This window comes from Corynebacterium humireducens NBRC 106098 = DSM 45392 (genome assembly GCF_000819445.1).
Taxonomy (GTDB): Bacteria; Actinomycetota; Actinomycetes; order Mycobacteriales; family Mycobacteriaceae; genus Corynebacterium; species Corynebacterium humireducens.
Genome location: NZ_CP005286.1, coordinates 81,587 through 107,573, shown reverse-complemented (window position 1 = coordinate 107,573; position 25,987 = coordinate 81,587). Strand labels below are relative to the sequence as shown.

Genomic DNA, 25,987 nt, shown 5'->3' with positions numbered 1-25,987 from the left:
CCAGCCCTAGTCCAGCAGCTGCTCCCGCAGGATCGACATCGGGATCGACCCCAGCGCCAGGGCCTGGGAGTGGAACTCCGCGACGGTCATGCCCTGGGCGACGGCGTCGTCACGCGTCTGCTCCCAGAGGCGCTGGCCGAGGGCGTAGGACGGCGCCTGGCCGGGCCAGCCGAGGTAGCGGTTGAGCTCGAAACGCAGCACGGCCTCATCCATGGCGGTGTTCTCCCGGAGGAAGGCCTTGGCGTAGCTGGCGTCCCACACGGCGGTGCCCTCCGGGATCTTCTTGCCCAGGTGGACGCCGATGTCGAGGACGACGCGGGCGGCGCGGAGACGCTGGGCGTCGAGAAGCCCCATGCGCGTGCCGGGGTCCTCGTGGTAGCCGAGCTCCTCCATGAGCTGCTCGGCGTAGAGCGCCCAGCCCTCGCCGTGGCCGGAGTTCCAGCACGCGACGCGGCGCCACAGGTTGAGCGGCGAGACGAGCGCCTGGCCGATCTGCAGGTGGTGGCCGGGCACGCCCTCGTGGAAGACGGTGGTCAGCTCCTGCCAGGTGTGGAAACGCTCCTGACCTGCAGGGACGGACCACCACATGCGGCCGGGGCGGGAGAAGTCGTCCGACGGCGGGGTGTAGAAGATGCCGCCGGTGCCGGCGGGGTCGATCTTCGCCTCGATGGTGCGCACCGGCTCGGGGATGTCGAAGGCGGTGCCGTGGAGGTCGGCGACGGCGCGGTCGGCGGTCTCCTGCATCCACTCCAGGAGTTCGTCGGTGCCGTGGAGGGTGTAGCGGGGCTCCTCGTTGAGTTTGCGGTAGGCCAGGCGCACGTCGGTGATGCCGTAGAGCTGCCGGGCGATGGCCTGCTGCTCGGCGTCGATCTCGCGGAGTCGCTCGAGCCCCCAGGAGTAGGCCTCGTCGAGGTCGACGGTGTCGCCGACGAAGAGGTGGGAGAAGCGCTGGTAGCGTTCGCGGCCGACGGCGTCCTCGTGCGGGGCGTGGGTGGCCAGGTGCTCGCTCAGCCAGTCGGCCATGTCGGCGAAGGCCTGCTTGGCGGTGTCCACCTCGGGGGCGTCACGGTCGAGGCCGATCTCCTCCAGGAGGGAGGGCGACTCGACGAGGTCCTGGCACTGGGAGTACACCTCGTCGATCTGGCGGACGGGGGCGACGTGGCCGTGGGAGGCGGCTTCGGCGAGCGACTCGCGGTAACCGGCCAGGGCGGCGGGCACCTTGGACAGGCGGGAACGCAGGGCGTCGACCTGCTCCGGGGTGTCCGTGGGCATGAGGAGCAGGGTGTCGCGGATGGTCTGCACCGGGGAGGCGATGTTGTTGAGCTGCGCGAGGTCCTCGCCGTGGTGGTGCAGGTCCAGGTCGAGGCAGAGCCGGTCGCGGAGGACGGCGGCGGTGACGTGGTCGACCTCGTCGAAGTCGTCCTCGTCGTCGGAGTCGTCGGTGCCGTCGTCGAAGGCGTCGACGTCGGCGATCATCTCACGGGTGCGGTCGGCGATGGCCTCCCAGTAGTCGGGGGAGAAGTCCTGCAGCTCGCCGTCGAACCCGGGGATGCCCCATGCGGTGGCGTCGGTCGGGGACAGCGCCGCCAGGTCGTAGACGAATCCCTCGCACGATGCGTCGAGAAGCGAAGGCGAACGCTTGGTGTCGGCACTCATGACCGGCAAGTGTACCGGGGGTGGCGCGGTCAGTCCCATTTACGGCCCGGCGCCTGCCAGTTCGTGAAGGCGTCGAGCACGGCGGCGGGGGTGTCGGCGACGACGAGGCAGTCGACGTATTTGGCGCGGAGGAAGCCCTCCTCGACGGCGCGTTGCAGCATGGCGATCTGCGGGTCCCAGAACCCCTCGGTGTTGCACAGGGCGACGGGCCCGCGGATGTGCCCGAGCTGCTGCATGGTGAGCACCTCGAAGAGCTCCTCGAGGGTGCCGGCGCCGCCGGGCAGGGCGATGAAGGCGTCGGCGAGGGCCTCCATGCGGGACTTGCGCTGGGCCATCGTCTCGACGACCTCCAGGCGGGTCAGCCCGGGGTGTGCGAGTTCGCGGTCCACGAGCTGGCGCGGGATGACACCCGTCACCGACCCCCGCTTCTCGACGACCGCGTCCGCCACCTCCCCCATCAGCCCGACGGCACCGCCGCCGTACACGAGGGTGAGGTTCCGGGCGGCCAGTTCGTGCCCGAGTTCGCGGGCGGCCTGCGTGTAGGCCGGGCGCGCCCCGTGGGAGGAACCGCAGTACACGGCGACGGAGGTGATGCGGTCGGAGAGGTTGAGCAGCATCGTGCCGGCGGCCGCCCGGTCGACGAAGCCGGTGCGCCCGTAGAGACGGCGGGCGATGCTGCCCTCCCCGACGGACAGGCTGATCCCGGGCCAGCCCTGTTCCCGGCCGTGGTCGGCGAGCAGCCCGATGAGGCGGGCCCCGAGTCCGATGTTGCGGTACCCCTCGGCGACGTGGAGCATCATCTCGGGGATGTCGTCGGCGACGTGGCCCGGACCGGCGACGAACTGGGCCCAGATGACACCGACGGGACGGCCGCCGTCGAGGGCGACGAAGCCGGCGTCACCGCGCCCGGGACGGAAGTCCAGCGGGTGGGCCGGATGGTCGCGCAGCGCTGCGGCGCGCGAAGGGTGGTCGTCGACGGTCATCGGGCGGAAAATCAGTCCCATGACCGTTGATTCTATCGCCGGTACCGTGGGGTGCATGGCTACCGACCAGTTTGCTTCCGCTCTCGCCCTGGCCCGCGAGGCCTCCCGCGTGGAGGTCTTCACCGGTGCGGGCATGTCCGCCGAATCCGGACTCGACACGTTCCGCGACGCCCAGACGGGCCTGTGGACCAAGGTCGATCCGGTCGCCTTCGCCTCCGTCGACTCGTGGGCACGCGACCCCGAACCGATGTGGGCGTGGTACCTGTGGCGGGGCACCGTGTGCCGCCGCGCGGAGCCCAACCCGGGTCACCGGGCGATCGCCGACTGGTCCCTGCTTGCCGACGTCCACGTCGGCGTCACCACCCAGAACATCGACAACCTGCACGAACGCGGCGGCATGGACGATGTCGTGCACCTGCACGGCTCGCTCTTCGACTACCGCTGCACCATCTGCTCCCGCCCCTGGAAGGGCGAGGTGGAGTTCCCCGACGAGCCGGTCGCGCGGATGGCCCCGCCGGAGTGCCCGCTGTGCGGCAACCTGGTGCGCCCCGGCGTGGTGTGGTTCGGCGAACAGCTGCCCCAGGACGAGTGGGGTCGTGCCGAGGCCCGCATGGCGGCGGCCGACCTGGTGGTCGTGGTGGGCACGTCCGGGGTGGTGCACCCGGCGGCGGGGCTGCCGCTCGTCGCGAAGCATTTCGGGGCGAAGATCCTGGAGATCTCACCGGAGGAGACCGAACTCAGCCGCATCGCGGACGTCTCCTGGCGCACCACCGCAGCGCAGGGCCTGACGCAGCTGGTGATGGGCCTGACGCTGGACGCCTAGGACCTGCCTGAGGCAACCAAAACATGCCGCGAAAGCCCTCCCCGCCTCAGGGAAAGGGGGCTTCGCGGCATGTTTTGGTTGCCTCAGGGCGTGGGCACGACGTGGAGCGCCGCCGTGGGGGTCACCGTGACCTCGTCGCCGACGGCGAAACGCGCCGGCCCCTGCTCGCGGACCGCCAGCTTCTCCCCCGCGCCGTGCAGACGGATCCGGTACAGGGTGGAGTGGCCGGCGTACTCGACCGCGCCGACCGTGGCGCCCACGCCGATGCCCGGCCTGGCGGACAGACGCAGCTGCTCGGGGCGGATGACCACCTTGCCGATCGACCCGACACCCTCCGCGCAGGTCGCCTCGACCGTGCCGAGGGCGCAGGTCACGGTGTCGCCCTCGAGGGTGCCGCGCAGCACTGAACACGTGCCGACGAACTCCGCCACCCACGCCGTCGCCGGGCGGGAGTAGACCTCGGAGGGGGTGCCCACCTGGACCAACTGCCCCGCGGAAAGCAGGGCGACGCGGTCGGCGACGGAGAGGGCCTCGTCCTGGTCGTGGGTGACCAGCAGACCGGTGGCGCCGCTGGCTGCCAGCACCTCGCGGACGTCGGTACGCAGGCGCACGCGGAGGGCGGCGTCGAGGGCGGAGAAGGGTTCGTCGAGAAGCACGAGGGCGGGCTCGGGGGCCAGTGCCCGGGCCAGTGCGACGCGCTGCGCCTGGCCACCGGACAGCTCGGAGGGCATGCGGTGCGCGAGCTCCGGGATGCCGACCATCTCGAGCAGCTCCATCACCCGCGGCGGCACGGGCCCACGGCGCTTCCACAGGCGGGGGCGGGAGAGGCCGAAGGCGACGTTGGCGGCGACGTCGAGATGCGGGAACAGGGACGCCTCCTGCGGCACCAGCCCCACGCCGCGCCGCTCGGGGGCGACGCTCACCGGGCCGTCGACGACGCGGCGACCCGCCAGATCCACCTGCCCGGCCGTCGCCGGCAGCAGGCCCGCCAGCACGCGCAGCAGCGTCGTCTTGCCGCAGCCGCTGGGACCGAGGACGGCGAGGAGCTCACCCTCGGGCACGTCGAGATCGAGGCCGTGGAGCACCGTCGTCTCGGTGCGCCCCGGACCCGGGAACGCGGCCTGCAGACCACGGACGGACAGGGCCGGCGGGTGGGGGTGGTTCGTCATGAGGAGCCTCCGGGTTGACGGGCCAGCACCAGGGCCGGGATCGCGGCCACGGCGATGAGCATGAGGCCGTAGGGCGCGGCACCACCGTAGGCGGCGATGTCGGTCAGCTGCCACAGCCTCGTGGCCAGGGTATCGACACCCGTCGGGCGCATCATCAATGTGGCCGGGAGTTCCTTCATCACGGTGAGCGCGACCAGCATCGCACCGGCGGCGATGCCCGGCCATGCAACGCGGCCGGTGACCTCGGACCACGTCTGCACCGGGGTGCGGCCCAGGGTGCGGGCGGCGTCCTCGAGACGTTCGGGCACCTGCGCCACCGACGTGCGGACCGAGCCGACGGCCTTGGGCACGTAGAGGATGCCGTAGGCGATGACCAGCAGCGTCATCGTCTGGTACAGCGCAGGCGCCACCTTGAGGGCGAGGTAGACCATCGACAGGCCGAGCACGATGCCGGGCAGTCCGTGGCCGAGGAAGGTGGCGGTCTCCAGGCCGCCGACCAGGCGGGTGCGCTGCCGGGCGGCGAGGATGCCCACCGGCAGGGCCAGCAGCGTCGCCACGACCGCCCCCGCGAAACCGAGCAGCACCGTCGTCCGGGCCGCGGCCAACAGGCGTGCGACCTCGACCTCCCGGCCGGCGACGCTGATGATCAGCCGCTGCACCAGCACGGCGATCGGCATGCCGACGGCCGCCAGGAACACGGTGCCCAGCGCCGTGGAGGCCAGGATGTGCCCGGTGCGGGAGAGCTTGACCGACGGCGGGGCGTCGCCGCGGACGCGGAGGGCGGTGACGGGGCGTCGTAAAGCACGCTCCGCGACGACCACCAGCAGCGCGAGGAACACGAGCATGAGGGAGAGCACCATCGCCAGCTCGCGGTTGAAGGTGCCGGAGAAGGCGGTCTGCACCGCCGGGGTGAGCGCCGGGTAGCGCATGATCGCGACGACGCCGAACTCGGAGATCGTGTACAGCGCCACCAGCAGCGCACCCGCCCCGGCGGCCGGGGCGATCTGCGGCAGCGTCATGGTGAGGAACGCCCGAACCGGACCCAGGCCGAGGGTGCGGGCGACGTCCTCGATGGAGGTGTCCGCGCGGCGCAGCGCGGCGGCCACCGGGAGGGTGACGTACGGGGTGGACACGAGCACCAGCACCAGCACGGAACCGACGTAACCGCGCAGCGGGGTGGCGCTCACCCACGCGAGGCCGGCGACGTAGGAGGGGATCGCCAGCGGCAGGGCGGCCGCCACCCACCACCAGCGGCGGGCCACGAGGTTGGTGCGCACGAGCAGGAAGGCCGTCGGCACGCCGATGAGCAGTGCCCCGCCGGTGGCGCCGAGGGTGAGCAGCATCGTGTTCGTCATCAGCTGCCACGTGCGCGGGCGCAGCAGCGCGCCGGTGATGCGTTCGACGGGGGCGGCCAGCGCCTCACCGAGCAGGAAGACCAGAGGGGTGGCCACCACCGCGACGGTGAAGAAGGCGAGGACGAGGAGCAGCGGGTGCGGACGACGCGTGCCGCCCATCCCGCGGGAACCCCGGGAACGACCGAACGGCCGACGCGCGGATGCGCGACGACCGGAGGGTGCGGATGGAACAGCGGGGGCCGACATCTAATCGACGGTGAGACCGGCCTCGTCGACGAGTGCGGCGCTCTCCTCGACGGTGCCCAGCTTCGCCAGATCGACGTCCGGCGCGGAGAGGGACTCCAGCGGCGGCACGCCCTCGGGGCCTGCCACGCCGGTGACCAGCGGGTACTCGAAAGTCTTCTGCGCGAAGTAGGTCTGGCCCGCCTCAGAGAGGAGGTAGTCGACGAAGGCCTGCGCATCGGCGCGGCCCGCCCCCTTGGTGAGGATGCCCACGCCGGTGGCGTTGACCAGACCGGCCAGGTCGCCGGCCTCGCCGAACTTCAGCTGGGCACGCATGTCGGTGCCCTGCTCCGCGGCCGCGGCGTACCAGTAGTAGTGGTTGATGAGGCCGACCCGGATCTCGCCCTTGTCGACGGCCTCCAGGATGTCACCGTTCTTCTTGTAGGTCTTCGGCTCGTTGGCGGCGAGCGCCTCGAGCCACTCGCGGGTGGCGTCCTCGCCCTCGGTCACGCGCATGGCGGTGACGAAGGCCAGGAAGGAGGCGTTGCCCGGGGCGACGCCGATCTGGCCCTTCCACTTCGGGTCGACCATGTCGGCGATGGTGGCGGGGGCCTCCTCCTCGGTGACGGTCTCCGAGTCGTAGGCGACGGCGCGGGCACGACCGGTGACGCCGACCCACTGGTTCTCCTCGGAGGAGAAGCCCTCCGCCACGCTGGCGATGGTCTCGGCCGGCAGCTCGGTGAGCATGCCCTGGTCCTCGAGGAGGCCGAGTGCGCCGGCCTCCTGGGAGAGGAAGACGTGCGCCGGGGAGGCGTCGCCCTCGGTGAGCAGCAGCTGGGCCTGCTCGGCGGTGGAGCCGTAGCGGACCTCCACGTCGATGCCGGTCTCCTCGGTGAAGTCGGCGATCAGCGGTGCGACCAGGTCCTCGGAGCGGCCCGAGTAGATGACGAGCGAACCCTCGTCACCTGCGGCGGTGTTACCGGTGGTGCCGGCGCTGTCGGTGCTGTCACCGTTGCCGCAGGCGACGAGTCCGGCGGCGGCGCCGCAGACGGCGACCACCGCTGCGGCGAAACGCTTGGTGAAGCGCATGTGTACCCCTCAATACGTCGTGATGTTGTCGATCATGCGTTGCCCCGGGAGAACAACGAAGGTAAGGCTAACCTAGCGACCCCCGGTCACACCAGGGGTATTCCCGACTTTCTCACCCCTTCACCCCCGCCCGGGTACCGAATCGTAGTATCACCTCCATGAACGCCCCCTTATCGACCACCCCCGCCCCCTCCTCGGCAGCGCCGGGAACGGTGGCCCCGTGAGTCTCCGCGCCATCCTGGCGGACACCCGCCCGCTCCAGGTCCCCGCCTACCGACGCCTGTGGATCGCCAACATCGCCACCATGATCGGCGCCCAGCTGACCGTCGTGGCCGTGCCGGCGCAGATCTACTCGATCACCGGCTCCTCCGCCTACGTCGGACTCACCGGACTCTTCGGCCTCGTGCCGCTGGTCATCTTCGGCCTGTACGGCGGGTCGATCGCGGACAGCTTCGACAAGCGGAAGGTGCTCGTCGGCTCGACGGTCGGCATGATCGTCACTGCGTTGACCTTCTGGGGCCTGACCGTGGCGGGCAACACCAACGCGTGGTGGCTGCTGGCCGTGTTCTCCCTGCAGCAGGCCTTCTTCGCGGTCAACCAGCCGACCCGCACGGCCGTGTTCCGGTCGATCCTGCCGCTGGAGCTCCTGGCGGCCGGCTCCAGCCTCAACATGATGCTCATGCAGTTCGGCGCGATCGTCGGACCGCTCGTGGCCGGTGCCCTCATCCCCTTCATCGGCTACTCGTGGCTCTACGCCCTCGACGCCGCACTGCTCATCCCGACGCTCGGCGCGGTGCTGGCGCTGCCCGCCCTGCCGCCGAAGGGAGACGTGCAGCGGGCGGGCTTCCGCTCGATCGTCGACGGCCTGGCCTACCTGCGCACCCAGCCGGTGCTCATGGTGGCGATGCTGCTCGACATCATCGCCATGACCTTCGGCATGCCGCGCGCCCTCTACCCGGAGATCGCGGCGGTGAGCTTCGGCGAACCCGGCGACGGCGGCATCATGCTGGCGCTCCTCTACTCCTCGATGGCGGCGGGCGCGGTGCTCGGCGGGCTGCTCTCCGGCTGGGTGTCGCGGGTGGTGCGTCAGGGCCTGGCGGTCATCGTGTGCATCATCGCGTGGGGTGCCGCCGTGGTCGTCGCCGGCGGTGCGGTGATGCTCAGCCCCGGCGCGGTGACGCTGTGGGCGTGGATGGTCATCCTCATGCTCGTCCTGGGCGGGGCGGCCGACATGTTCTCGGCGGCGCTGCGCACCGCGATCCTCCAGCAGTCGGCGGCGGAGCACGTGCAGGGCCGCATCCAGGGCGTCTACATCATCGTGGTCGTCGGTGGCCCGCGCATGGCGGACGTCCTGCACGGCTGGGCGGCCGCGCCGCTCGGCGTGGGCCTGACGACGCTGCTCGGCGGCGCCCTTGTCATCGTCGGCACGCTGGCGTGCGCGGTGCTGGTGCCGGGGTTCACGAACTACCTGAAGCCGGGGCCGCGGGACATCGCGAAGCAGGAACCCTAGACCGATCAGTCCGTGAAATTAGACAAAGTTGTCTGAATTTATGTAGTATGCCGTCATGGCCACCGTCTTCTCACGTCCGCGCACCCCGGCGGCGAAATGCCTCCACCTGGTGCGACTGCACCAGATCGTCACGCGCAGCGAGCTCGTGGAGGCCACCGGCCTGTCCCAGCCCACCATCACCCGCGCCATCAGCGCACTGATCGGTGCGGGACTCGTCCACGAGCGCACCGACCTCACCCGCTCCCAGGGGCGCGGACGCCCGACGATCCCGCTCGAGCTGACCAACCACCCGGCGCTGCACGCGGGCATCGCGGTCGGCACCTCGACGACCTACATCGGGCTCTTCGACACCCGCGGACGCACCATCCGCGACGCCGACGTGCCCACCCCCGTCGCCGAACTCACCGAGTCCGACTTCATCGAGCACGTCATGGCCGGCCTCAACCGCCTCACCGCGGGCCTGGACCGCCCGCTGGCGTCGGTGGGCGTGACCACCTCCGGCCGGGTCACCGACGACGGCGTCGTCGACGCCCCCAACCTCGGCTGGCACGGCGTCGACTTCGCCGGCCGCCTGCGCTACCAGTTCTCCGTGCCCGTCGTCGTCTCCGCGGCGGTGCCCGCGATCCTCGGCTCCGAGATCCAGTCCGCGGAACTGCCCACCGGCACCGACACGAGCGACACGATGGCCCTGTTCGCCGACGACTCGATCGGCGCGGCCGTCGCCGATGAGCAGGGCGTCCACCAGATCGACCTGCCCGACTCCGCGCGCGGGCTGACCACTGCCGGCGTCCTCGACGGCCGCTGGCCCTCCGTCTCCGCGGCGGCCGCCGACCCCGCCGCCCGCCCCGTCCTCGACGAGCGTGCCCGCCGCCTCGGGGAACTCACCGCCGACCTGGCGCAGCAGCACTCCCCCGCCACCGTCGTCGTCGCCGGTTCCGCCTTCCTCGACGACCCCGCCGCCCCGAAACTCTTCGCCGCGGCCGTGCGGGCCCGGATCCCGGAGCTCCAGCTGCGCCTCATCCCGACCCACCGGGAGGTCGTCCGCGCCATCGCCCGCGCCGTCGCCCTGGATCAGACGCTGCGCGAGCCGCTGGCGCTCTACGGTGCGACGCGCGGGGTGTAGCGCGTACGGAAGTACCCTTCCGTCCCCGTGCGTGGAGAGTTTCCCCAGGTCAGATTCTCCTCACGCGGACAAACGGGTACTTCCGCACATCACCCCTCCGGTGCCGTCCACGCCAGGTGCTCGGCAGACCAGCAGTGGTCCGGATAGGGGGTCGCCAGGACCGAGAGGCTCGCGACGTAATCGCGGATGAGCTCCTCGGCGATCCCGTTCCGCAGGGTCGCGTCATTGATGTGGACGGGGACCAGACCGTTGATCCGGTACTGCTCGTTCTGGTCGTACTCCCGGGCCTTCGTGGAGTGCGGGTCACCGGGATCGACGAGGTACTTGCCCGCGCCGTCATACTCGATGATCAGGCCCAGATCCGGATAGAAGAAGTCGACACGCCCCAGCCACACCCCGCGTCGCGACCTGATCTCGGCCTGCTGCCACGGCACCGGCGTCCCCATCCTCCACAACAGGAGTTTGACGTCGGTCTCCCGTGGACTCTCCGATCCTGAGGAGGCCAGCAGGAAAGCCAGCTGCACGTGCGCGATCCCCTTCACCGCGCCCAGTGTCCCCACCCGCTGCTCCACCTCCTCGCGTGTGAACAGCTCGTGCGCCAGGCCGTAGTCGAGCGCCCGCACCGAATCATCGAGCGTGGACCACCGCGACAGATCGAGTGCCGTGGTCAGTGCATCCGTGACCAGCACCGTGCCGAAATCCGTCTCATGCGAGTGCAGGGAACCCGCGTGCGACCTCCTCCCCAGCCTCCGGTGCCGCACCACCCCGGAGCGCCGGGTCCGGGCGACGAACGACGCCAGCTCGACCCCCTGCTGCTCCAGTGCCCGGTGGGAGTCCGCGACGGGGAACCCCCACAGGTGGGCCGCTGAGATCCCCACCACCGCAGACCTCGGGGCGGTACAGGCGTATGCGACGATGCGGGCCTTGATCCTCTCCTCCCGCGTCAGGTCCTCGGCCTGTCCGCTCTCGATGTAGTGTCCGGGCGCAAGGCGGACGTACTCGTCATTCCGCCAACCCCGGATGATTCTCTGACGCTCTGCCCCGGTGGCACGCGTGGTGCTGATCACCGGCCCCCCGACCTGGTTCATGTCCGCAGTCTCCCATCAGCGCCTGCGGCACGCACCTCCACACGTCGGTGGCGTTGTGAGGCACCCGCTTGTTCGCGAGCTCCGGGAGTTTTCCCAGGTCAGGTTTTCCTGGGGTGAACAAGAGGGTACTTCCGCACACATGCCTTCCGTGGGAACAGGGGGGCATATACTCTTGCCCATGGTTTCCCGGATGCGTACCCGCCATTTCGCCCAGGCCAAGGCCGAGGGCCGCAAGATCTCCTGCCTGACCGCCTACGACGCGCCCACCGCCGCGATCTTCGATGAGGCGGGCATCGACCTGCTCCTCGTCGGCGATTCCGCCGCCAACGTCGTCCTGGGCCAGGACTCGACCCTGTCGATCACGGTCGAGGAGATGATGACCATGGCGACCGCCGTCGCCCGCGGCACCGAACGCGCCTTCGTGGTCACCGACCTGCCCTTCGGCTCCTACGAGGTCTCCCCCGCCCAGGCGCTGGAGACGGCCGCCCGGTTCATGAAGCAGACCGGTGTCGCCGCGGTGAAGATCGAGGGCGGCGTCGAGATCGCCCCGACGATCCGCACGCTCGTCGACGCCGGCATCCCCGTCATGGCCCACATCGGCTACACCCCGCAGTCCGAGCACGCCCTCGGCGGCTACGTCGTCCAGGGTCGCGGGGAGGCCGCGGAGAAGCTGCGCGCCGACGCCCTCGCCGTCCAGGAGGCCGGCGCCTTCGCCGTCGTCCTCGAGATGGTCCCCGCCGGCATCGCCGGGGAGATCACCCGCGAGCTCACCATCCCGACGATCGGCATCGGCGCCGGCGCCGACACCGACGGCCAGGTCCTCGTGTGGACCGACGCCTTCGGTCTCACGCGCGGCCGTACGCCGCGTTTCGCGCGTCGTTACGCGGAGATCGGGGACATGCTCCTCGACGCCGCCCGTGCCTACCGCACCGACGTCGAGTCCGGCTCCTTCCCGGACGAGTCCGAGTCCTTCCGGGACGAGCAGTGACCGTCGTCGCGCGCACTGTCGCGCAGCTGCGTTCCGCCGTCGCCGATCTGCAGGGTTCCGTCGGCCTCGTGCCGACCATGGGTGCGCTCCACGAGGGTCACGGCCGTCTGGTGTCCCTGGCCGCCGAGGAGAACTCCTCGGTGGTGGTGAGCATCTTCGTCAACCCGTTGCAGTTCACCGACCTCGGCGACTGCGACGACTTCCGCCACTACCCGCGTGACCTGGACAAGGACGTCGCCTTCCTGGAGAAGCTCGGCGTCGACGTCGTGTTCGCGCCGACCGACGAGGCGATGTACCCGGACGGCCTGCCCCAGGTGTGGGTGCGGGCCGGCGAGATGGGTGAGCGCCTCGAGGGCGCCTCCCGTCCCGGCCACTTCGACGGCGTGACCACCGTGGTGGCCAAGCTGTTCCAGCTCATCCAGCCGGACCGCGCCTACTTCGGTGAGAAGGACGCGCAGCAGCTGGCGATCATCCAGCGCATGGTCATGGACCTGGACTTCCCGCTGCAGATCCGCCCGGTGCCGATCATCCGCGGTGCCGACGGCCTGGCCGAGTCCTCCCGCAACCAGCACCTCACCCCCGAGGCGCGGGAGCAGGCGCTCGTCCTGCCGCGCACCCTGGCCGCGCTGCGTGACCGCGCCGCCGCCGGTGACCCCCTCGACGTCGAGGGTGCCCGCGAGGCGCTGCGCTCCGCCGAGGGCGTGGAACTCGACCACCTCGAGGTCGTCGACGCCGCGACGCTGCTGCCGGTCTCCGAGGTCGGCGCCGGCGCGCTGGCCGTCGCCGCGATCCACGTGGGTGGCACGCGGCTCATCGACAACGTGCGACTGCTTCCGCCGCGCGCTTAGCGTAGGGGCCGACGCCGACGATCGTCGCCGAACCGGGGCCGAGCCAGTCCCCGTAGCCCACCAGGTGCAGCGGCAGCCCCCGGTCGAGGACCCGCCGGAAGGGACGCAGCGCCGGGCGGAAGCCGGTGCACCAGATGAGGTGCTCCGCGTCCACCTCGTCGAGGCTGCGGAACAGCGGCGTCGCCCGCAGGCGGCCGGAGTCCCGCGCGGCCTTCACCGCGGGCAGGACCACGATGTCCCCGAGCTCGGAGTCCGCCCCCGGGTCCTCCTCCCCGCGCAGGATCGCCAGGGCCCGCAGGCTGTTGCGGCGGAAGAGCACGCGGCCGTCGACGTCGTCGGGCATCCAGCGGGGTTCCTGCCGGGTGTACCAGGTGACGTCCGCGACCCCGGTGAGTTCGGCGGCGATCTGGGCCGCCGAGTTCGCGGCGCCGACCACCGCGACCCGCGTGCCCACGAAAGGCCCCGGGCCCGGGTAGTTCGCCGAGTGCCACTGCCGTCCGCGGAAGGTGCCCGGATAGTGGGGCACGAAGGGGGCCGACCACGTCCCCGTCGCCGCCACCACCTGGCGGGCCCGCCAGGTCCTCTCACCTGCGTGCAGCGTGAACACCTCCCCGTCGTGCGTCACCTGCTCCACCGTGACGGGACGCTCCACCTGCAGGTCATAGCGCTTCTCGTATGCGGTGAGGTAGTCGACCACATGCTGCGCCGGCGGGAAACCGTCGAAGGCCGGCATGGGCATGCCGGGCAGGTTCGAGAACTCCGCGGTGGAGAACAACGTCATCGACGGCCACACGTGGAGCCAGGCGGCACCGGGGGTGGGTTGGGCGTCGAGAAGCAGGGGGTCGATGCCGTGACGGCGCAGGTAGTAGGCGGTGGCGAGGCCGGACTGACCGGCGCCGACGATGATGACGTCGTGGATCATGTCAGTCCATCTGGAGGACGGCGCGCAGCTCCGCGAAGGCCTCCGGGAGCACGGTGTGCGTGACGGTGCGGCCCTGCTGCTCACGGGCGATGAGGCCGCACCCGGTGAGCTTCTTCAGGTGGTGCGAGATGGTCGGCTGGCTCAGGCCGATGCGTTCCGCCAGCTCGTTGACGGTCACCGGGTCGCAGCCGCAGCCGGCGATCTCGGAGAGGATGCGCAACCGCGTCGGGTCGGCCACGCAGGAGAACAGCCGTGAGTAGCGTGCGACCTCCTCGTCGGTGAGTGGGCCCTTGTTCAAAGCGCAGCAGTCCTTCATACCCCCACCATATATTGACGGGCATCTATGACGGAAGTACGCTCACATTGACCACCTTCAATACGTGAGGTTTCTCCATGTCCTTCCTCGATCGCTGGCTCCCCGCGTGGATCCTGCTCGCCATGGCCGCCGGACTGCTCCTCGGCCGCACCGTCCCCGGCCTCCCCGACCTCCTCGGCACGATGGAGATCGGCCAGATCTCCCTGCCGATCGCCCTCGGCCTGCTCGTCATGATGTACCCGCCGCTGGCGAAGGTGCGCTACGACAAGACCGCCGAGATCACCGCCGACCGACGGCTCATGACCGCCTCCCTGCTGCTCAACTGGGTCATCGGCCCCGCCTTCATGTTCGCCCTGGCCTGGATCTTCCTCCCCGACCAGCCGGAACTGCGCACCGGCCTCATCATCGTCGGCCTCGCGCGCTGCATCGCCATGGTCCTCATCTGGAACGACCTGGCCTGCGGCGACCGCGAGGCCACCGCCGTCCTCGTCGCCGTGAACTCCGTGTTCCAGATCCTCATGTTCGGCGTCCTCGGCTGGTTCTACCTGCAGGTCCTGCCCTCCTGGCTGGGGCTGCCGACCACCGCCGCCGAGTTCTCCTTCTGGTCGATCGTGGTCTCGGTCCTGGTCTTCCTCGGTATCCCGCTGGCCGCCGGCGCCGCCTCACGCATCCTCGGCGAGCGCCTGCGGGGACGCGAGTGGTACAACACCGTGTTCATCCCGCGGATCTCCCCGCTCGCCCTCATCGGCCTGCTGTACACGATCGTGCTGCTCTTCAGCCTGCAGGGCGAGAAGATCACCGGCCAGCCGTGGACCGTGGCCCGCCTGGCCGTCCCCCTGCTCGGCTACTTCGTGGGCATGTTCCTCATCTCCGTGATCGCCACGAAGCTGGTCGGGCTGAACTACGAGAAGTCCGCGGCCGTCGCCTTCACCGCCGCCGGCAACAACTTCGAGCTGGCCATCGCGGTGAGCGTCGGCACCTTCGGCGCGACCTCCCCGCAGGCCCTGGCCGGTACCATCGGCCCCCTCATCGAGGTCCCCGTGCTCGTCGGCCTCGTGTACGTCATGCTGTGGCTGGCACCCCGCCTCTACCCCGGTGACGCCACCCTGCCCACCGCCAACCGAAAGGAACTCATCCACTCATGAGCACCTCCGTCCTCTTCGTCTGCGTCGGCAACGGCGGCAAATCCCAGATGGCCGCCGCCCTGGCCGCGAAGCACGCCCCCGGGTGGGAGATCCACTCCGCCGGCACCCGCCCCGGCACACAACTCAACGCCGAGTCCGTCGAGGCGATCGCCGAGGTCGGCGCCGACATGTCCGGCGGCACCCCCAAGGGCATCGACCCGGACCTGCTGCGCCGCATCGACCACGTCATCGTCCTCGGCGAGGACGCGCAACTGGACATGCCCGCCGACGCCACCGGCACCCTCGAGCGCTGGGTCACCGACGAGCCCTCCCTGCGCGGCATCACCGGCATGGAGCGCATGCGCCTCGTGCGCGACGACATCGACGCCCGCGTGCAGGCACTCGTCGCACAGTAGGCGACCACACATCGACCAGAATCAATATGTGGGATAGGCTCGGTGGTGAGCACGGAAGGAGGTCACGATGAACTGGCTGAGCACCCTCTCCGACCTCATTCAGCACCAGGTCCTCGGCATGGCCTGGCTCAATGACCTGATCGGCCGCCTCCTCACGGCGCTGGGGCTGGATGTGGGCACCCGGGTCGGCGGCAGCGTGCAGTTCTTCCTCTACGACGTCATCAAGATCTCCGTGCTCCTCGGCCTGCTCATCTTCGGGGTCTCCTACGTCCAGAGCTACTTCCCACCTGAGCGCAGCCGCCGCATCCTCGGGCGCGTCCGCGGTCTGCCTGCCAACACGCTCGGCGCCCTGCTCGGCACCATCACCCCCTTCTGCTCCTGCTCCTCCATCCCCCTGTTCATGGGATTCACCGCCGCAGGGCTACCCCTGGGAGTGACCTTCTCCTTCCTCATCTCCTCCCCGATGGTCGACCTCGCCAGCGTGGTGCTCCTCTCCAGCATCTTCGGCTTCAGGATCGCCGCCGCCTATGTGGTGCTCGGACTGGTCATCGCGGTGGTGGGCGGCTCCGTGATCGAGAAGCTGCGGATGGAGTCCCACGTCACCGCCTTCGCCACCGCCGCCCGGTCGCGCGTTCCGGTCGAGGTCAGCCAGGCGGGCGGCCCAGCCGTGGACGTCGCCGACCCGGAGCTCACGCGTCGGCAGCGCCTCGACTTCGCCGGGGAGCAGACGGCCGACACCTTCCGCCGGGTCTTCCCCTACGTCCTCGTCGGCGTCGGCATCGGTGCCCTCATTCACAACTGGATCCCCCAGAGCTGGGTGGAAACGGCCCTGGGCAGCGACAATCCGTTCGGCGTCATCGTCGCCACCCTGGTGGGCGTGCCCATGTACGCCGACATCTTCGGCACCATCCCGGTGGCCGAGGCGCTGCTGGCCAAGGGCGCACAGCTGGGCACGGTGCTGGCCTTCATGATGGCGACCACCACCCTCAGCCTGCCCTCGGCGATCATGCTCAAGCGGGTCATCTCCGGACGTCTGCTCGCCGTGTTCCTCGGAGTGTGCATGGTCGGGATCATCATCGTCGGCCACTTCTTCAACCTCACCCAGCACCTGCTCATGTAGCACCCGACCAGAAAGGAACCCGTCATGGGACTGTTCGGAAAGAAGAAGGAGACCATCGACCTCGGCATGTCCGCCCCCGAACCCGACACCGCACGGGTGAAGATTCTCGGGCCCGGCTGCCGTAAGTGCCGGGCCCTGGAGTCCGCCGTGACCCAGGCCCTGGCGGAGATGGGCAGCACCGAGACCCCGAGCCACGTCACCGACTTCGCGCAGATCGCCGCCTACGGGGTCATGAGCACCCCGGCCCTGGTCATCGACGAGGAGGTCGTCTCCTCCGCCCGCGCCCTCAGCACCGCAGAGGCCAAGGCGCTGCTGGAGGAAAAGCTCGGCTGAGGTCAGGCTACTCCCCCAGCGCCGCGTGCCTCTTCGACAGGTCGACGTAGCGTCCGGCGTGCGGGATGAAACCCTCGTACTGCTCCGGGGCCAGCTCGCGGCGGATCTTCGCGGGGACGCCGGCGGCCAGGGTGCGGTCCGGCACCTCGAATCCCTCGAGCACCACGGCCCCGGCGGCGATGAGCGCCCCGGAACCGATCACCGAGCGCGAGAGCAGCGCCGACTTCATGCCCACGAGCGTGCCGTCACCGACCGTCGTACCGTGTACCAGCGCCATGTGGCCGACGGTGACATCGTCGCCGAGGATGCAGGGAGCGTCGCCGTCGACGTGCAGGACCGAGTTGTCCTGGATGTTGGTGCGGGCGCCGATGCGGATGGCGTTGACGTCGCCGCGCAGGACGCAGCCGTAGAACACGGAACTGTCGGGGCCGATCTCGACGTCGCCGATGATCACCGCGTTCGGCGCGATCCACGCCGTCGGGTGGATGCGCGGTTTCTTACCCTCGAACTCGATGATCATGCCAGCGCCTCCCGCACGGAATCCACGCCGGTGAACAGCACGGCGTTCATGCCCAGTTCCGCCGCGGCGGCGACGTTGACCGGGTCGGCGTCGAAGTAGAACGTCCCCTTGGCGGGCACGCCCATCGCGTCGAGGGCCACCGCGTAGGCACGCGGGTCGGGCTTGATCACGCCGATGTCGCAGGACATCGTCACCGCGTCGAAACGCCCCAGCCACTCGTGCTCGGCGCGGGCCCGCTTCGCGAGGCCGGCCGGCAGGTTCGAGAGGATGCCGGTGCACACGTGGTCGTCGATGAGTGAGAGCGCGAGCGCCACCATGTCGGGGTCCTCCTCCATGGAGGACTCCCAGTCGGCGGCGACGGCCTCGGAGATGTCGAAGGGGTCGAGTCCGGTGCGCACCTGGAGCTGACGCCAGAAACGCTCGTCGCTCACGTCGCCGGAATCATAGGCCGGGCGCAGATCGTCGTAGATCGCCCACATGCCCGCGTCGCCCCCCACGGCACGTTCCACGCGGCGTCGCCCGGCATCGGTCCGCTCCCTGAGCAGGACCCCGAAGAGGTCGAACAGCACAGCAGTCATGACACCACTCTACGTAAATACACTGGGACGGCATGATCGATGTCACCCGAACCGCCGACCTTGTCGCACCTGATCTGCTGGGCTGTGTCGTCACCCTCCACGGGGTGTCGGTGCGGCTCACCGAGGTCGAGGCCTACCTGGGCGCCGAGGACGAGGCCGCCCACACCTACCGCGGTCTCACCCCGCGCAACGCGACCATGTTCGGCCCGCCCGGACGACTCTACGTCTACCTCTCCTACGGCATCCACCTGGCGGGCAACATCGTCTGCGCCCCGGAGGGCGTCGGGCAGGGGTGCCTCATGCGGGCCGGCGAGGTGGTGGGCGGGCTCGACACCGCTTATCGACGCCGCGGGGACGTCCCCTTCGAGCGCCTGGCCTCCGGCCCCGGCAACCTGGGCAGGACGCTGGGTCTCTCCCTGGAGGACAACGGCATCGAGGTCACGCTGGAACCGCCTGCGGAACCGGTGGAGTGGGTGGCCGGACCGCGGATCGGGATCTCGCGGAACGTGGACGCGCCGCTGCGTTTCTGGATCCCCGGGGACCGCACGGTCTCCAGGCGGCGGGGACGGCCATGAATAAGGCCCCTTTACGGGACTCCTTATTGATGGAAAAGGGCTGTTTTCATCAATAAGGAGTAGGATCGGGGGCGATTCTCCTGTTTTCACCACCAGACCTGGATTGAGCACGCACATGACCTACCGCCATCTGAAGAAGGTCTTCCACGCGGTCGGAGCGTCCGCTGCTGGTGAGCTTCACCTGGCTCGACGCAACAGTGAAGCCGCACTGCGGTGGGATCTACCCGTGGGTGAGCACACTCTCTTCTGCATCCTCATCCCAGAACTCGTCTCCCTGGTCGAGGTCATTCACCGGCAAGAAGTGGAAATCACAAGATCATGGGAGCGCCTTCCCCCGGGGGTCCGAGGACATTACATCCGTTCACTCCTTCTCGATGAGGTCGTGTTCACCAACGCCATCGAAGGGGTGCAGTCCACACGCCGCCAGATTCAGGACGCTCTGGAGGACGTCCGTGGGGCATCGCGACAGCACCGCCGATTCCGGGAACTCTCTCACCTTTACCTGGCACTCGGCCACGGCAACGGTGTCGTTCCCACATCAGTGCAGGAGATCCGGGAGCTGTACGACAAGATCATGGACGGAGAACTGGAGGAGGGGGAGCGCCTCGACGGTGAACTGTTCCGCGCCGAGCCGGTCGATGTCACCGACCCCGGAGGCAGGTCCGTGCATCGTGGCTTTCAGCCGGAGTCCAAGATCATTGAGGGCCTGCACATAACGTTGATGGCGATGTCTGAAACGCAGCACGCACCACTCGTGTCCGCTGTGATGTCACACTTCATGTTTGAGTGCATCCACCCGTTCTATGACGGCAATGGCCGGACAGGTCGCTACCTGCTGGGACTTCGCCTGAGTGAACTGCTGTCGACGGTGACAGCCCTGAGTCTCTCTAGAATCCTGCACGAGGACCGCCGGAAGTACTACAGGGCCTTCTCTGATGTTGAGGATCCGCTGAACCGTGGTGACGGAACCCCCTTTGCCCTCATGATGATGGAGGCGATCTCCGAATCACAGCAACAACTCCTCACGGACCTGGTCGCACACCATTACCTTCTCGGGCAGCTCGACGAGGAGATGGAGAACCTTCGACAGTCCGGCGAGATCGAGCCGGAGCATGTGAGGAGAATTCTCTTCCTCCTGGGCCAGATCGACCTTTTCGGGACCTCCTCCGGAACCAGGCTCTCTGAAATTGCCGCCTACCTGGAATTGTCCGAGCAGCAGACACGCCACTATCTCAGGAACATGGAGCAGGATGGGCTGGTGTCCACGACGTCGCTGCGTCCTCTCCGTTTCATCCTCTCCCCTCAGGGCAGACGTCTCCTGAGGCTTCCCGAACCCGGTACCGACTGGTGAAGACCGTATGCTGGGAGCATGAACAGCTTCACCATTCGCCGCGAGGCCGAGGCCGACATCCCCGCCATCCGGGATCTCACGTCGCGCGCGTTCGTCGACAAGCCCTACTCGCGTCAGCGTGAGGCCGCGATCGTGGAGCGGCTGCGCGACGCCGACGCCCTCACCTTCTCCTTCATGGCCGTCAAGGGCGCGTCCCTGGTGGGGCACATCGCGGCGTCCGCGGTGAAGATCTCCGACGGGACCGGGAACTGGTTCGGCGTCGGCCCGATCAGTGTCGCCCCGGAACGCCAGGGCGAGGGCATCGGTTCCCTGCTGATGCAGCGTGCCCTGCAGGAGCTGCGGGAGATGGGCGCCGCCGGCGCCGTGTCCGTCGGCGACCCGACCTTCCTCGGCCGTTTCGACTTTGTCGACGCCCCTGACCTGCGCCTGCCGGGGATGGACCCGCAGTACTTCCGGGCCCTGCCCCTCGCGGACACCACCCTGCCGACGGGCACGGTGTGGTACCACGACGCGTTCGTCGTGTAGCTAGAGCTCCACCTCGCGACGCCCGTACTCGTACCTCCGCCGCTCGCCCTCCTGGTAGACCTGCGGCGGGGCCGGCAGCTCCACCGGGGAGCCGGTGAGCATCGCGACCTCGATGGTCACCGGGGACGCGCAGTGCAGGACCAGTTCCCCGCCGGTGTCGAGGCTGACGCGGATTCCCGAGTCACGCCACCACTCCCACTGCTGCTCGCCGCTGAGCTTGTCGATCAGCGCCACCCGGTCCTGGATCCGCCGGATCCCCGTGATCGTGCCGGGCAGGTCGTGGGCGTCACCGTCGGCCTCCCCGGGGCGGGCCTCGAGCACCGACTCGACGCGCTCGCCGCCCTCCTGCAAGTCGACGACCTGCTCGACGAACTCCAGCTCCACGACCCCCCGGTCCGTGTCGAGCCACGCCCCGAAGGCCCCGACCCCGTCATCGAGTTCCAGGTCCGTGCCGAAGGTGCGCAGCTGCGCACCGACGAGCCCGCGGAGCAGATCCAGGCTGGTGTCACTGAGGAAGGTGTCGGTCATGGTGCCAGGCTAGCTGCACGCCCCCGGATCGGTCTCCCACGCCAGCCGGATGAGCTCCTCGAGCACGTCCAGGTCGATGTCCTCCGGTTTGTTCACGTACACGCAGGACACCGCCGTCTCATGTTTCCCCAGCCTCCCCAGCAGCTCCTCCGAACGCGGCGTCCCCTGCAGCCCGTAGAGGGAGATCCGCGCCTTCCGCGGGCTGAACCCGACGTGGAAGGTGTCGCCCTCCCGGCCCGTGGCGTAGCGGTAGTGCACCCGCCCGTAGCCGATCATGCTCGGCCCCCACATGACCGGTTCCTCACCGGTGGCGCGGGCGAAGATCTCCAGCAGCAGACGCCCGTGCTCCCGGCGCCGCCCCTCCAGGCCGTCGACGTACCCGGCCGGGGACTGCGTCGTCTCCGCGGTCCGCAGGTCGGGGGCGTTGACGCCGGTGTGCCCGCGCGTCCACTCCGCCGCCCGTTCCTCCGGCTCGGGGGCGTTCGCCATGCTCAACCCCCGTTCCCGGAGTGCCGCCTGCAGGCGTTCCAGCCCCCGCTTGCCGACGCCGTGCAACCCCAGCAACTCCGCCCAGTCCACGCCGGCGAGCGACTCGAGGTACGGGTGACCGGCGGCGGTGAGGGCGTCGCGGGCGGGACGCCCCACACCGGGGATCTCCTCCAGGGGTGTGCTCATGGCCGCGATTCTAGGGCAACACACCCCACAGACTGACATGTCTTTCATTCCCAGACCTACCGGTCTAGGCTCCTTGGCATGGCCCATCCGCTCCTCGCCTTCCCCGCCACCGTCAACGAGCACGCCGCCCGCGTCACCGCGGGACTGGTCGTCCTCCTGACTCTGGCCACCATCCTCACCACCGGCCCGACCCGCCTGCTCCTGCTCACCCTCCTGACGCTCGGCTTCGCCCTGCGCGTCGCCGGCGGCCCCCGCTACTCCCCTCTCGCCCGATTCTCCGTCCACGTGCTCGTCCCGCTGCTGCGCCGCTCACCCCGCCTCACCGCCGGCGCCCCGAAACGCTTCGCCCAGGCCCTCGGACTCGCCTTCAGCGCCACCGCCCTCAGCCTCAGCCTCCCCGGCTGGCACCACGCCGCCACCGTGACCCTCGTGATGCTCGCTGCCGCCGCCACCCTCGAGGCCGCGTTCGGATTCTGCCTCGGATGCCGGATCTTCGGCCAGCTCATCCGCCTCGGACTCATCCCCGAGGACGTGTGTGCAGACTGCGCCGATGTCACCGCCCGCTACGCCCGCGCGAAGGCCCCCACGCTCGAGATCCCCCGTGCCGAGGTGGACATCCACGTACGCTGACCCCCATGGGAATCTCGGACATCGCACGCACCGTGGAACGGCGGATCAACGCGACGGGGGTGCGTCGTAAAGCAGCCCAGGGATGGCGACCGGCCGTCACCGGCTTCCACGGCTACGGCAGCCCCACCCGCCTCCACGTCCTCGGACGCGTCCTCATGGAGAGCCCCGACCCGGCGTCAAACCAGGTCCAGCGCGGCTGGCGGCAGTTTTTCACCACCCAGGTCAGCGACATCCCGGTGTCCGTCCGCATCGGCGACCTCGTGGTGGAATCCCGGACCAACGCTCAGGGCTACATCGACGTCCTCGTTCACGACCATGGCCTGACACCCGGATGGCACGAGGTCAGCCTCGAACCCGCAGACGGACCCGCCACCAGCGCCCGCATCCTCATCGTGGACTCGGACGTGCGGTACGGCATCATCTCCGACATCGACGACACCGTCCTGGTCACCTGGCTGCCACGGGCACTCATCGCCGCCTGGAACGCCTGGGTGAAGCGCACCGACCAACGACGCCCCGTACCCGGCATGGCCGAGTTCTACGCCGAACTACGCCGCAACCACCCCAACATGCCCGTCTTCTACCTGTCCACCGGTGCCTGGAACACCTTCGGAACCCTCGTGGACTTCCTCGCACGCCACAACTTCCCCACCGGACCCCTCCTGCTCACCGACTGGGGACCCACCCCCACCGGCCTCTTCCGCGACGGCGCCGAGCACAAGAAGATCCAGCTGCGCAACCTCATCATCGAGTACCCCGACATCCACTGGATCCTCATCGGCGACGACGGACAGCACGACCCCCTCACCTATTCCGAACTCGTCTTCGAGCACCCGGACCGGGTGGCCGGCGTGGCCATCCGGCAGCTCAGCCCGCAGGAGCACGTCCTCGCCCACGGCACCGCCGCCCCGCTCGCACAGGCCCGCCGCGAGGAGCTCTTCGGCGTGCGCACCATCGTCGGAGAGGACGGGCACGAGCTGCTGGAGGAGTACCGGAAGGACCCGTTCCTGGGGTAGGGGCTGTTGTGACGTACCCTTTTGTGCTTGGCAGAGGATTCTGAACTGGGCCTTTACCCCCGGGTTGGGCACATCGGGGTACATCCGCACGAGTGCCCGGCGAACGGAACAGAGTTTGACATGTACACCGGGTCGACATGTCCCTCGGATATGTCGATTCTCGGGCGGAAAATCGACATGTGGGATTTAGGTGAGGATCTCCAGTGCCCGGCCATTGACAAAGATCTTCTGCCTGCCCACCTTCACCTCCACCAGGAGTCCGGCACGGACCAGCTTGGCCAACCAGTTGGACGCCGTCTGCCGTTGCGCAAGCTCAGCGTCAATGACGTCCTGGATGCGCACGTAGGGATTCATCAACAGAACTTCCGCGAGCTCCGCAGCAGGCTGAATTCCTCCGATTCCACGGATCTCCGCTGCGGTCTGTTCCTGCAGGTCACGAAGCCGGTTGATCAGTTCATAAGCGTCACGGGCGGCTTGCTCAACACCGCGCACCATGAACAGCACCCAGTCCTCCCAGGCAGACTCCTCCGTGACTGCCCGCAGCAGACGGTAGTACTCGGACTTGTTGGAGACGATGTACCCGGAGAGATAGAGAACAGGAAGCTGCAGCAGGTTCGCCTGAATGAGAAGTAGAACGTTCAGCAGCCGTCCCGTTCGACCATTTCCATCATAAAAAGGATGGATTGCCTCGAACTGATAGTGGGTCACCGCCATGAGAACCAACGGATCGAGGTCATGGTCTGAATAAATGAATCGTTCCCATGCCCCCAGGTGTCGCTCAATGACCTCCCTACCCTCGGGCGGCGTGTACACCCGCGTCTTCTTCGCCGGATCTCCGATGAAGGTCCCGGGAGTTGAGCGGATGAGAGCCGGCCCTCCCTGCAGAATGGATCCCAGCATTTCGGCGGTCTTCACGGACACCGGCCGCTCGCCGAGCTGCGCAACTCCCCGGTGCAGCGCCTCGCGGTAACGAAGAGCTTCCTTGGTGGCCGGGGACGGATCCGCATCGACAGCCCACGCCGCGCGAAAGAGTTCGTCATTGGTGGTGACGATGTTCTCGATCTCAGTCGATGCCTGTGCCTCACGCAGGGGAATCGTTGACGTGATGATGTGCGGGTTGGGGATCAGACGGCACGCCGTATCCAGCGCCGCCAGCTGTTCTCGCGCAGCTACAACCGCCTTGAGGACCCCTCTGGTCTCCACCTCAATTGGGGGCGGCAACGGAGGTAGGTCGTTGTAGGGAAGGTCAGGGTCAAAAGTCGACGGCATGCCGTTCATGTACACAGCGTAAGCATATCCCGGGGATATGTCGATCTTTCTCCCAAAAATCGACATATGATCTTTCGGGATGATCGTGACCAGGGAAAACTCAGGCACCACTCCGGCCCAGGCGTATCAACACAGCCTCCTCGATCGCCGCCACCGCAACGTCGAAACGGATGCGCTCCTGCTCGATGCGCAGATGCCCGGCCATAATGAGCGCCTCGACGGCCGCTCCCTCCGCCTCGGTCAGTCCCGGATAGGAGCGCACCTGGAATTCCCGGTCCGGAACTCCGAGACGGGACCACCTGCGCACGGTGTCCACATCCATGAGCACCGATGTCACATCCCCGTGGATGCCGCGTACATTCGAGAGAATGGAGAAGCCGTCGGCATCCAGATCGCCCCAGTACAGGAGGGGTGCAGCCCGGAACCAGGGTTCCGCAGCCAATGACGCCGCCCGGTAACCCACACCCCACACGTGAACAACCCCCGGCCATGTCGGCAGGGCGAGAAAGCTGCTGAGATTCTCCACCATGAGGATGCCGCGTGCCGGTGAGACGGCAGCCAGCTCCTCCACGGGAACCTCCACATCACTCAACCCACCGGGGCCCTCACCGGGGTGAGATCGCATCCGCACGCGGTCGGGTGGGGCCAGCAGCCCGAGGTCCTCGCGGCCGGACACTCCCCGAGTAGCGGCCAACAGGGTCTCCACCAGCGGGCGGTGACGTTCCAGCCACTTGGTATCCACCCCTTCCACGGCCACGGCACGGGGCAGCACCGTCACACCCGGGCGTTCCCGAAACCAGGTCACCACACGCAGTGCTGTCTCCAGGGTCGGCATCCCCTGATCCGCCCACAGGGCGATGGCCGTGACGACGGCCTCCCTGTCGCACCCTGCGTCCACCAGCAGGTCTCGGCGCTGCACCCACGCGGCCCATTCCGCCCCCAGCTCCGCCTCCTGCACCAGCGCATCAAGGCTGTCCACCTCGAAGCGGACAGGCACCGGGTGCCGGCCGGCACCCGCCGCCGTCCAGTCGCGCTTCTCCCACACGACGCCCGGTACGCCCTCCCAGTCCCGGACGAATCGGCGGGCCCCCTTCTCGTCCGCAGCCGCGGCGCGGGCAGTCGGAGGGTGGAGGGGGAAGCCGTGGCCGGGGAAGGCGTCGAGAAGCAGTTTCCGTCGGTGACGGCGGATGTAGCTCTGCAGTTTCACCCGGGCGTCGGCACGCATGACCACCATG

The 25,987-nt window shown here is 69.0% G+C and carries 28 protein-coding genes; 14 read left to right on the top strand and 14 right to left on the bottom strand.

The genetic code is table 11. From position 1 onward, the window contains the following. Positions 1-6 precede the first annotated feature (6 nt). Positions 7-1,656: a DUF885 domain-containing protein gene (locus tag B842_RS00505; protein ID WP_040084585.1), complete on the bottom strand. Its 1,650-nt coding sequence runs from the start codon at positions 1,654-1,656 to the stop codon at positions 7-9. 29 nt (positions 1,657-1,685) lie between these two features. Next, positions 1,686-2,660, bottom strand: a complete 975-nt coding sequence (locus tag B842_RS00500; RefSeq protein ID WP_052437641.1) for a TIGR00730 family Rossman fold protein — start codon at positions 2,658-2,660, stop codon at positions 1,686-1,688. Positions 2,661-2,694: 34 nt separating this feature from the next. Here B842_RS00500 and B842_RS00495 point away from each other — a divergent pair, with 34 nt between their 5' ends. Next, entirely contained in the window at positions 2,695-3,462 is a 768-nt protein-coding gene (locus tag B842_RS00495; RefSeq protein WP_040084581.1) for an NAD-dependent deacylase, read from the top strand. 83 nt (positions 3,463-3,545) lie between these two features. Here the strand turns inward: B842_RS00495 and B842_RS00490 are convergent, their stop codons facing one another. The 3 genes from B842_RS00490 to B842_RS00480 are packed head-to-tail and all read right to left on the bottom strand — an operon-like array spanning position 3,546 to position 7,297. Continuing rightward, positions 3,546-4,631, bottom strand: a complete 1,086-nt coding sequence (locus tag B842_RS00490; protein ID WP_040084579.1) for an ABC transporter ATP-binding protein — start codon at positions 4,629-4,631, stop codon at positions 3,546-3,548. Further along, positions 4,628-6,232: an ABC transporter permease gene (locus B842_RS00485; RefSeq protein ID WP_211257056.1), complete on the bottom strand. Its 1,605-nt coding sequence runs from the start codon at positions 6,230-6,232 to the stop codon at positions 4,628-4,630. Before B842_RS00485 ends, B842_RS00490 begins: the two co-directional genes overlap by 4 nt. Then, entirely contained in the window at positions 6,233-7,297 is a 1,065-nt protein-coding gene (locus B842_RS00480; RefSeq protein WP_040084575.1) for an iron ABC transporter substrate-binding protein, read from the bottom strand. It lies immediately after the preceding gene. A 220-nt stretch (positions 7,298-7,517) separates the two neighbouring features. On the opposite strand from B842_RS00480, the gene B842_RS00475 reads away from it, so the two are divergent. Both B842_RS00475 and B842_RS00470 read left to right on the top strand, forming a co-directional pair. Next, positions 7,518-8,807 carry an MFS transporter gene (locus B842_RS00475; RefSeq protein ID WP_040084573.1) on the top strand — a complete coding sequence of 430 codons (1,290 nt, stop codon included), beginning with the start codon at positions 7,518-7,520 and terminating at the stop codon, positions 8,805-8,807. A 55-nt stretch (positions 8,808-8,862) separates the two neighbouring features. Beyond that, positions 8,863-9,930, top strand: coding sequence for an ROK family protein (locus B842_RS00470; protein WP_040084571.1), 1,068 nt, complete (start codon positions 8,863-8,865; stop codon positions 9,928-9,930). Positions 9,931-10,019: 89 nt separating this feature from the next. Here B842_RS00470 and B842_RS00465 read toward each other — a convergent pair whose 3' ends face one another. Next, entirely contained in the window at positions 10,020-11,018 is a 999-nt protein-coding gene (locus B842_RS00465) for a hypothetical protein (protein WP_040084568.1), read from the bottom strand. A 178-nt stretch (positions 11,019-11,196) separates the two neighbouring features. On the opposite strand from B842_RS00465, the gene panB reads away from it, so the two are divergent. Both panB and panC read left to right on the top strand, forming a co-directional pair. Then, positions 11,197-12,006, top strand: coding sequence for a 3-methyl-2-oxobutanoate hydroxymethyltransferase (gene panB / locus B842_RS00460; RefSeq protein ID WP_040084566.1), 810 nt, complete (start codon positions 11,197-11,199; stop codon positions 12,004-12,006). Further along, positions 12,003-12,854: a pantoate--beta-alanine ligase gene (panC, locus tag B842_RS00455; RefSeq protein ID WP_052437640.1), complete on the top strand. Its 852-nt coding sequence runs from the start codon at positions 12,003-12,005 to the stop codon at positions 12,852-12,854. Before panB ends, panC begins: the two co-directional genes overlap by 4 nt. Here panC and B842_RS00450 read toward each other — a convergent pair. Then, positions 12,817-13,776: an FAD-dependent oxidoreductase gene (locus tag B842_RS00450; protein WP_040084564.1), complete on the bottom strand. Its 960-nt coding sequence runs from the start codon at positions 13,774-13,776 to the stop codon at positions 12,817-12,819. The genes panC and B842_RS00450 overlap by 38 nt on opposite strands. 1 nt (position 13,777) lies before the next feature. Beyond that, the gene (locus tag B842_RS00445) at positions 13,778-14,092 is read right to left on the bottom strand and encodes an ArsR/SmtB family transcription factor (protein ID WP_040084563.1); all 315 of its coding nucleotides are present in this window, start codon (positions 14,090-14,092) and stop codon (positions 13,778-13,780) included. A gap of 77 nt (positions 14,093-14,169) precedes the next feature. On the opposite strand from B842_RS00445, the gene arsB reads away from it, so the two are divergent. The 4 genes from arsB (at position 14,170) to B842_RS00425 (ending at position 17,085) form a co-directional block, all read left to right on the top strand. Then, entirely contained in the window at positions 14,170-15,237 is a 1,068-nt protein-coding gene (arsB, locus tag B842_RS00440; protein ID WP_040084561.1) for an ACR3 family arsenite efflux transporter, read from the top strand. Continuing rightward, positions 15,234-15,632, top strand: coding sequence for an arsenate-mycothiol transferase ArsC (locus B842_RS00435; RefSeq protein ID WP_040084559.1), 399 nt, complete (start codon positions 15,234-15,236; stop codon positions 15,630-15,632). The genes arsB and B842_RS00435 overlap by 4 nt, the downstream gene beginning before the upstream one ends. Before the next feature lie 67 nt (positions 15,633-15,699). After that, a complete protein-coding gene (locus tag B842_RS00430; protein ID WP_040084557.1) occupies positions 15,700-16,752 on the top strand; it encodes a permease in 1,053 nt (350 codons plus the stop codon). A 24-nt stretch (positions 16,753-16,776) separates the two neighbouring features. Then, a complete protein-coding gene (locus B842_RS00425; protein ID WP_040084556.1) occupies positions 16,777-17,085 on the top strand; it encodes a thioredoxin family protein in 309 nt (102 codons plus the stop codon). Between the two features lie 7 nt (positions 17,086-17,092). Here B842_RS00425 and B842_RS00420 read toward each other — a convergent pair whose 3' ends face one another. Both B842_RS00420 and B842_RS00415 read right to left on the bottom strand, forming a co-directional pair. Continuing rightward, positions 17,093-17,605: a gamma carbonic anhydrase family protein gene (locus tag B842_RS00420; RefSeq protein ID WP_040084554.1), complete on the bottom strand. Its 513-nt coding sequence runs from the start codon at positions 17,603-17,605 to the stop codon at positions 17,093-17,095. Then, a complete protein-coding gene (locus B842_RS00415; RefSeq protein WP_040084552.1) occupies positions 17,602-18,183 on the bottom strand; it encodes an HAD family hydrolase in 582 nt (193 codons plus the stop codon). Before B842_RS00415 ends, B842_RS00420 begins: the two co-directional genes overlap by 4 nt. A gap of 32 nt (positions 18,184-18,215) precedes the next feature. Between B842_RS00415 and B842_RS00410 the strand changes: the two genes are divergently transcribed. From B842_RS00410 to B842_RS00400, 3 genes are all read left to right on the top strand, one after another. After that, positions 18,216-18,758 (top strand): DNA-3-methyladenine glycosylase, encoded by a 543-nt coding sequence (locus B842_RS00410; protein ID WP_040084550.1) that lies wholly within the window; start codon positions 18,216-18,218, stop codon positions 18,756-18,758. Positions 18,759-18,873: 115 nt separating this feature from the next. After that, positions 18,874-20,109 (top strand): Fic family protein, encoded by a 1,236-nt coding sequence (locus B842_RS00405; RefSeq protein WP_040084548.1) that lies wholly within the window; start codon positions 18,874-18,876, stop codon positions 20,107-20,109. A gap of 18 nt (positions 20,110-20,127) precedes the next feature. Beyond that, positions 20,128-20,634: a GNAT family N-acetyltransferase gene (locus B842_RS00400; protein WP_040084546.1), complete on the top strand. Its 507-nt coding sequence runs from the start codon at positions 20,128-20,130 to the stop codon at positions 20,632-20,634. On the opposite strand, the gene B842_RS00395 is transcribed toward B842_RS00400, so the two are convergent. Both B842_RS00395 and B842_RS00390 read right to left on the bottom strand, forming a co-directional pair. Next, positions 20,635-21,162 (bottom strand): hypothetical protein, encoded by a 528-nt coding sequence (locus tag B842_RS00395; protein ID WP_040084545.1) that lies wholly within the window; start codon positions 21,160-21,162, stop codon positions 20,635-20,637. A 9-nt stretch (positions 21,163-21,171) separates the two neighbouring features. Continuing rightward, positions 21,172-21,837 (bottom strand): DUF1801 domain-containing protein, encoded by a 666-nt coding sequence (locus B842_RS00390; protein ID WP_040087153.1) that lies wholly within the window; start codon positions 21,835-21,837, stop codon positions 21,172-21,174. A gap of 78 nt (positions 21,838-21,915) precedes the next feature. On the opposite strand from B842_RS00390, the gene B842_RS00385 reads away from it, so the two are divergent. Both B842_RS00385 and B842_RS00380 read left to right on the top strand, forming a co-directional pair. Beyond that, entirely contained in the window at positions 21,916-22,467 is a 552-nt protein-coding gene (locus B842_RS00385) for a DUF4395 domain-containing protein (RefSeq protein ID WP_040084544.1), read from the top strand. Positions 22,468-22,472: 5 nt separating this feature from the next. Beyond that, on the top strand, positions 22,473-23,483 hold the full coding sequence (locus B842_RS00380; RefSeq protein WP_040084543.1) for an App1 family protein phosphatidate phosphatase: 1,011 nt from the start codon (positions 22,473-22,475) through the stop codon (positions 23,481-23,483). A gap of 186 nt (positions 23,484-23,669) precedes the next feature. Here the strand turns inward: B842_RS00380 and B842_RS00375 are convergent, their stop codons facing one another. Continuing rightward, entirely contained in the window at positions 23,670-24,761 is a 1,092-nt protein-coding gene (locus B842_RS00375; RefSeq protein ID WP_428839099.1) for a Fic family protein, read from the bottom strand. Positions 24,762-24,852: 91 nt separating this feature from the next. Then, entirely contained in the window at positions 24,853-25,986 is a 1,134-nt protein-coding gene (locus tag B842_RS00370) for a Wadjet anti-phage system protein JetD domain-containing protein (RefSeq protein WP_040084542.1), read from the bottom strand. Position 25,987: the final 1 nt, after the last annotated feature.

Bases quoted from the DNA above. Each gene is read 5' to 3' on its own strand.
- B842_RS00505 (WP_040084585.1), bottom strand. From the start codon at position 1,656: ATGAGTGCCGACACCAAGCGTTCGCCTTCGCTTCTCGACGCATCGTGC.
- B842_RS00500 (WP_052437641.1), bottom strand. From the start codon at position 2,660: ATGGGACTGATTTTCCGCCCGATGACCGTCGACGACCACCCTTCGCGC.
- B842_RS00495 (WP_040084581.1), top strand. From the start codon at position 2,695: ATGGCTACCGACCAGTTTGCTTCCGCTCTCGCCCTGGCCCGCGAGGCC.
- B842_RS00490 (WP_040084579.1), bottom strand. From the start codon at position 4,631: ATGACGAACCACCCCCACCCGCCGGCCCTGTCCGTCCGTGGTCTGCAG.
- B842_RS00485 (WP_211257056.1), bottom strand. From the start codon at position 6,232: ATGTCGGCCCCCGCTGTTCCATCCGCACCCTCCGGTCGTCGCGCATCC.
- B842_RS00480 (WP_040084575.1), bottom strand. From the start codon at position 7,297: ATGCGCTTCACCAAGCGTTTCGCCGCAGCGGTGGTCGCCGTCTGCGGC.
- B842_RS00470 (WP_040084571.1), top strand. From the start codon at position 8,863: ATGGCCACCGTCTTCTCACGTCCGCGCACCCCGGCGGCGAAATGCCTC.
- B842_RS00465 (WP_040084568.1), bottom strand. From the start codon at position 11,018: ATGAACCAGGTCGGGGGGCCGGTGATCAGCACCACGCGTGCCACCGGG.
- panB (WP_040084566.1), top strand. From the start codon at position 11,197: ATGGTTTCCCGGATGCGTACCCGCCATTTCGCCCAGGCCAAGGCCGAG.
- B842_RS00450 (WP_040084564.1), bottom strand. From the start codon at position 13,776: ATGATCCACGACGTCATCATCGTCGGCGCCGGTCAGTCCGGCCTCGCC.
- B842_RS00445 (WP_040084563.1), bottom strand. From the start codon at position 14,092: ATGAAGGACTGCTGCGCTTTGAACAAGGGCCCACTCACCGACGAGGAG.
- arsB (WP_040084561.1), top strand. From the start codon at position 14,170: ATGTCCTTCCTCGATCGCTGGCTCCCCGCGTGGATCCTGCTCGCCATG.
- B842_RS00435 (WP_040084559.1), top strand. From the start codon at position 15,234: ATGAGCACCTCCGTCCTCTTCGTCTGCGTCGGCAACGGCGGCAAATCC.
- B842_RS00430 (WP_040084557.1), top strand. From the start codon at position 15,700: ATGAACTGGCTGAGCACCCTCTCCGACCTCATTCAGCACCAGGTCCTC.
- B842_RS00425 (WP_040084556.1), top strand. From the start codon at position 16,777: ATGGGACTGTTCGGAAAGAAGAAGGAGACCATCGACCTCGGCATGTCC.
- B842_RS00420 (WP_040084554.1), bottom strand. From the start codon at position 17,605: ATGATCATCGAGTTCGAGGGTAAGAAACCGCGCATCCACCCGACGGCG.
- B842_RS00415 (WP_040084552.1), bottom strand. From the start codon at position 18,183: ATGACTGCTGTGCTGTTCGACCTCTTCGGGGTCCTGCTCAGGGAGCGG.
- B842_RS00410 (WP_040084550.1), top strand. From the start codon at position 18,216: ATGATCGATGTCACCCGAACCGCCGACCTTGTCGCACCTGATCTGCTG.
- B842_RS00405 (WP_040084548.1), top strand. From the start codon at position 18,874: ATGACCTACCGCCATCTGAAGAAGGTCTTCCACGCGGTCGGAGCGTCC.
- B842_RS00400 (WP_040084546.1), top strand. From the start codon at position 20,128: ATGAACAGCTTCACCATTCGCCGCGAGGCCGAGGCCGACATCCCCGCC.
- B842_RS00395 (WP_040084545.1), bottom strand. From the start codon at position 21,162: ATGACCGACACCTTCCTCAGTGACACCAGCCTGGATCTGCTCCGCGGG.
- B842_RS00390 (WP_040087153.1), bottom strand. From the start codon at position 21,837: ATGAGCACACCCCTGGAGGAGATCCCCGGTGTGGGGCGTCCCGCCCGC.
- B842_RS00385 (WP_040084544.1), top strand. From the start codon at position 21,916: ATGGCCCATCCGCTCCTCGCCTTCCCCGCCACCGTCAACGAGCACGCC.
- B842_RS00380 (WP_040084543.1), top strand. From the start codon at position 22,473: ATGGGAATCTCGGACATCGCACGCACCGTGGAACGGCGGATCAACGCG.
- B842_RS00375 (WP_428839099.1), bottom strand. From the start codon at position 24,761: ATGAACGGCATGCCGTCGACTTTTGACCCTGACCTTCCCTACAACGAC.
- B842_RS00370 (WP_040084542.1), bottom strand. From the start codon at position 25,986: ATGGTGGTCATGCGTGCCGACGCCCGGGTGAAACTGCAGAGCTACATC.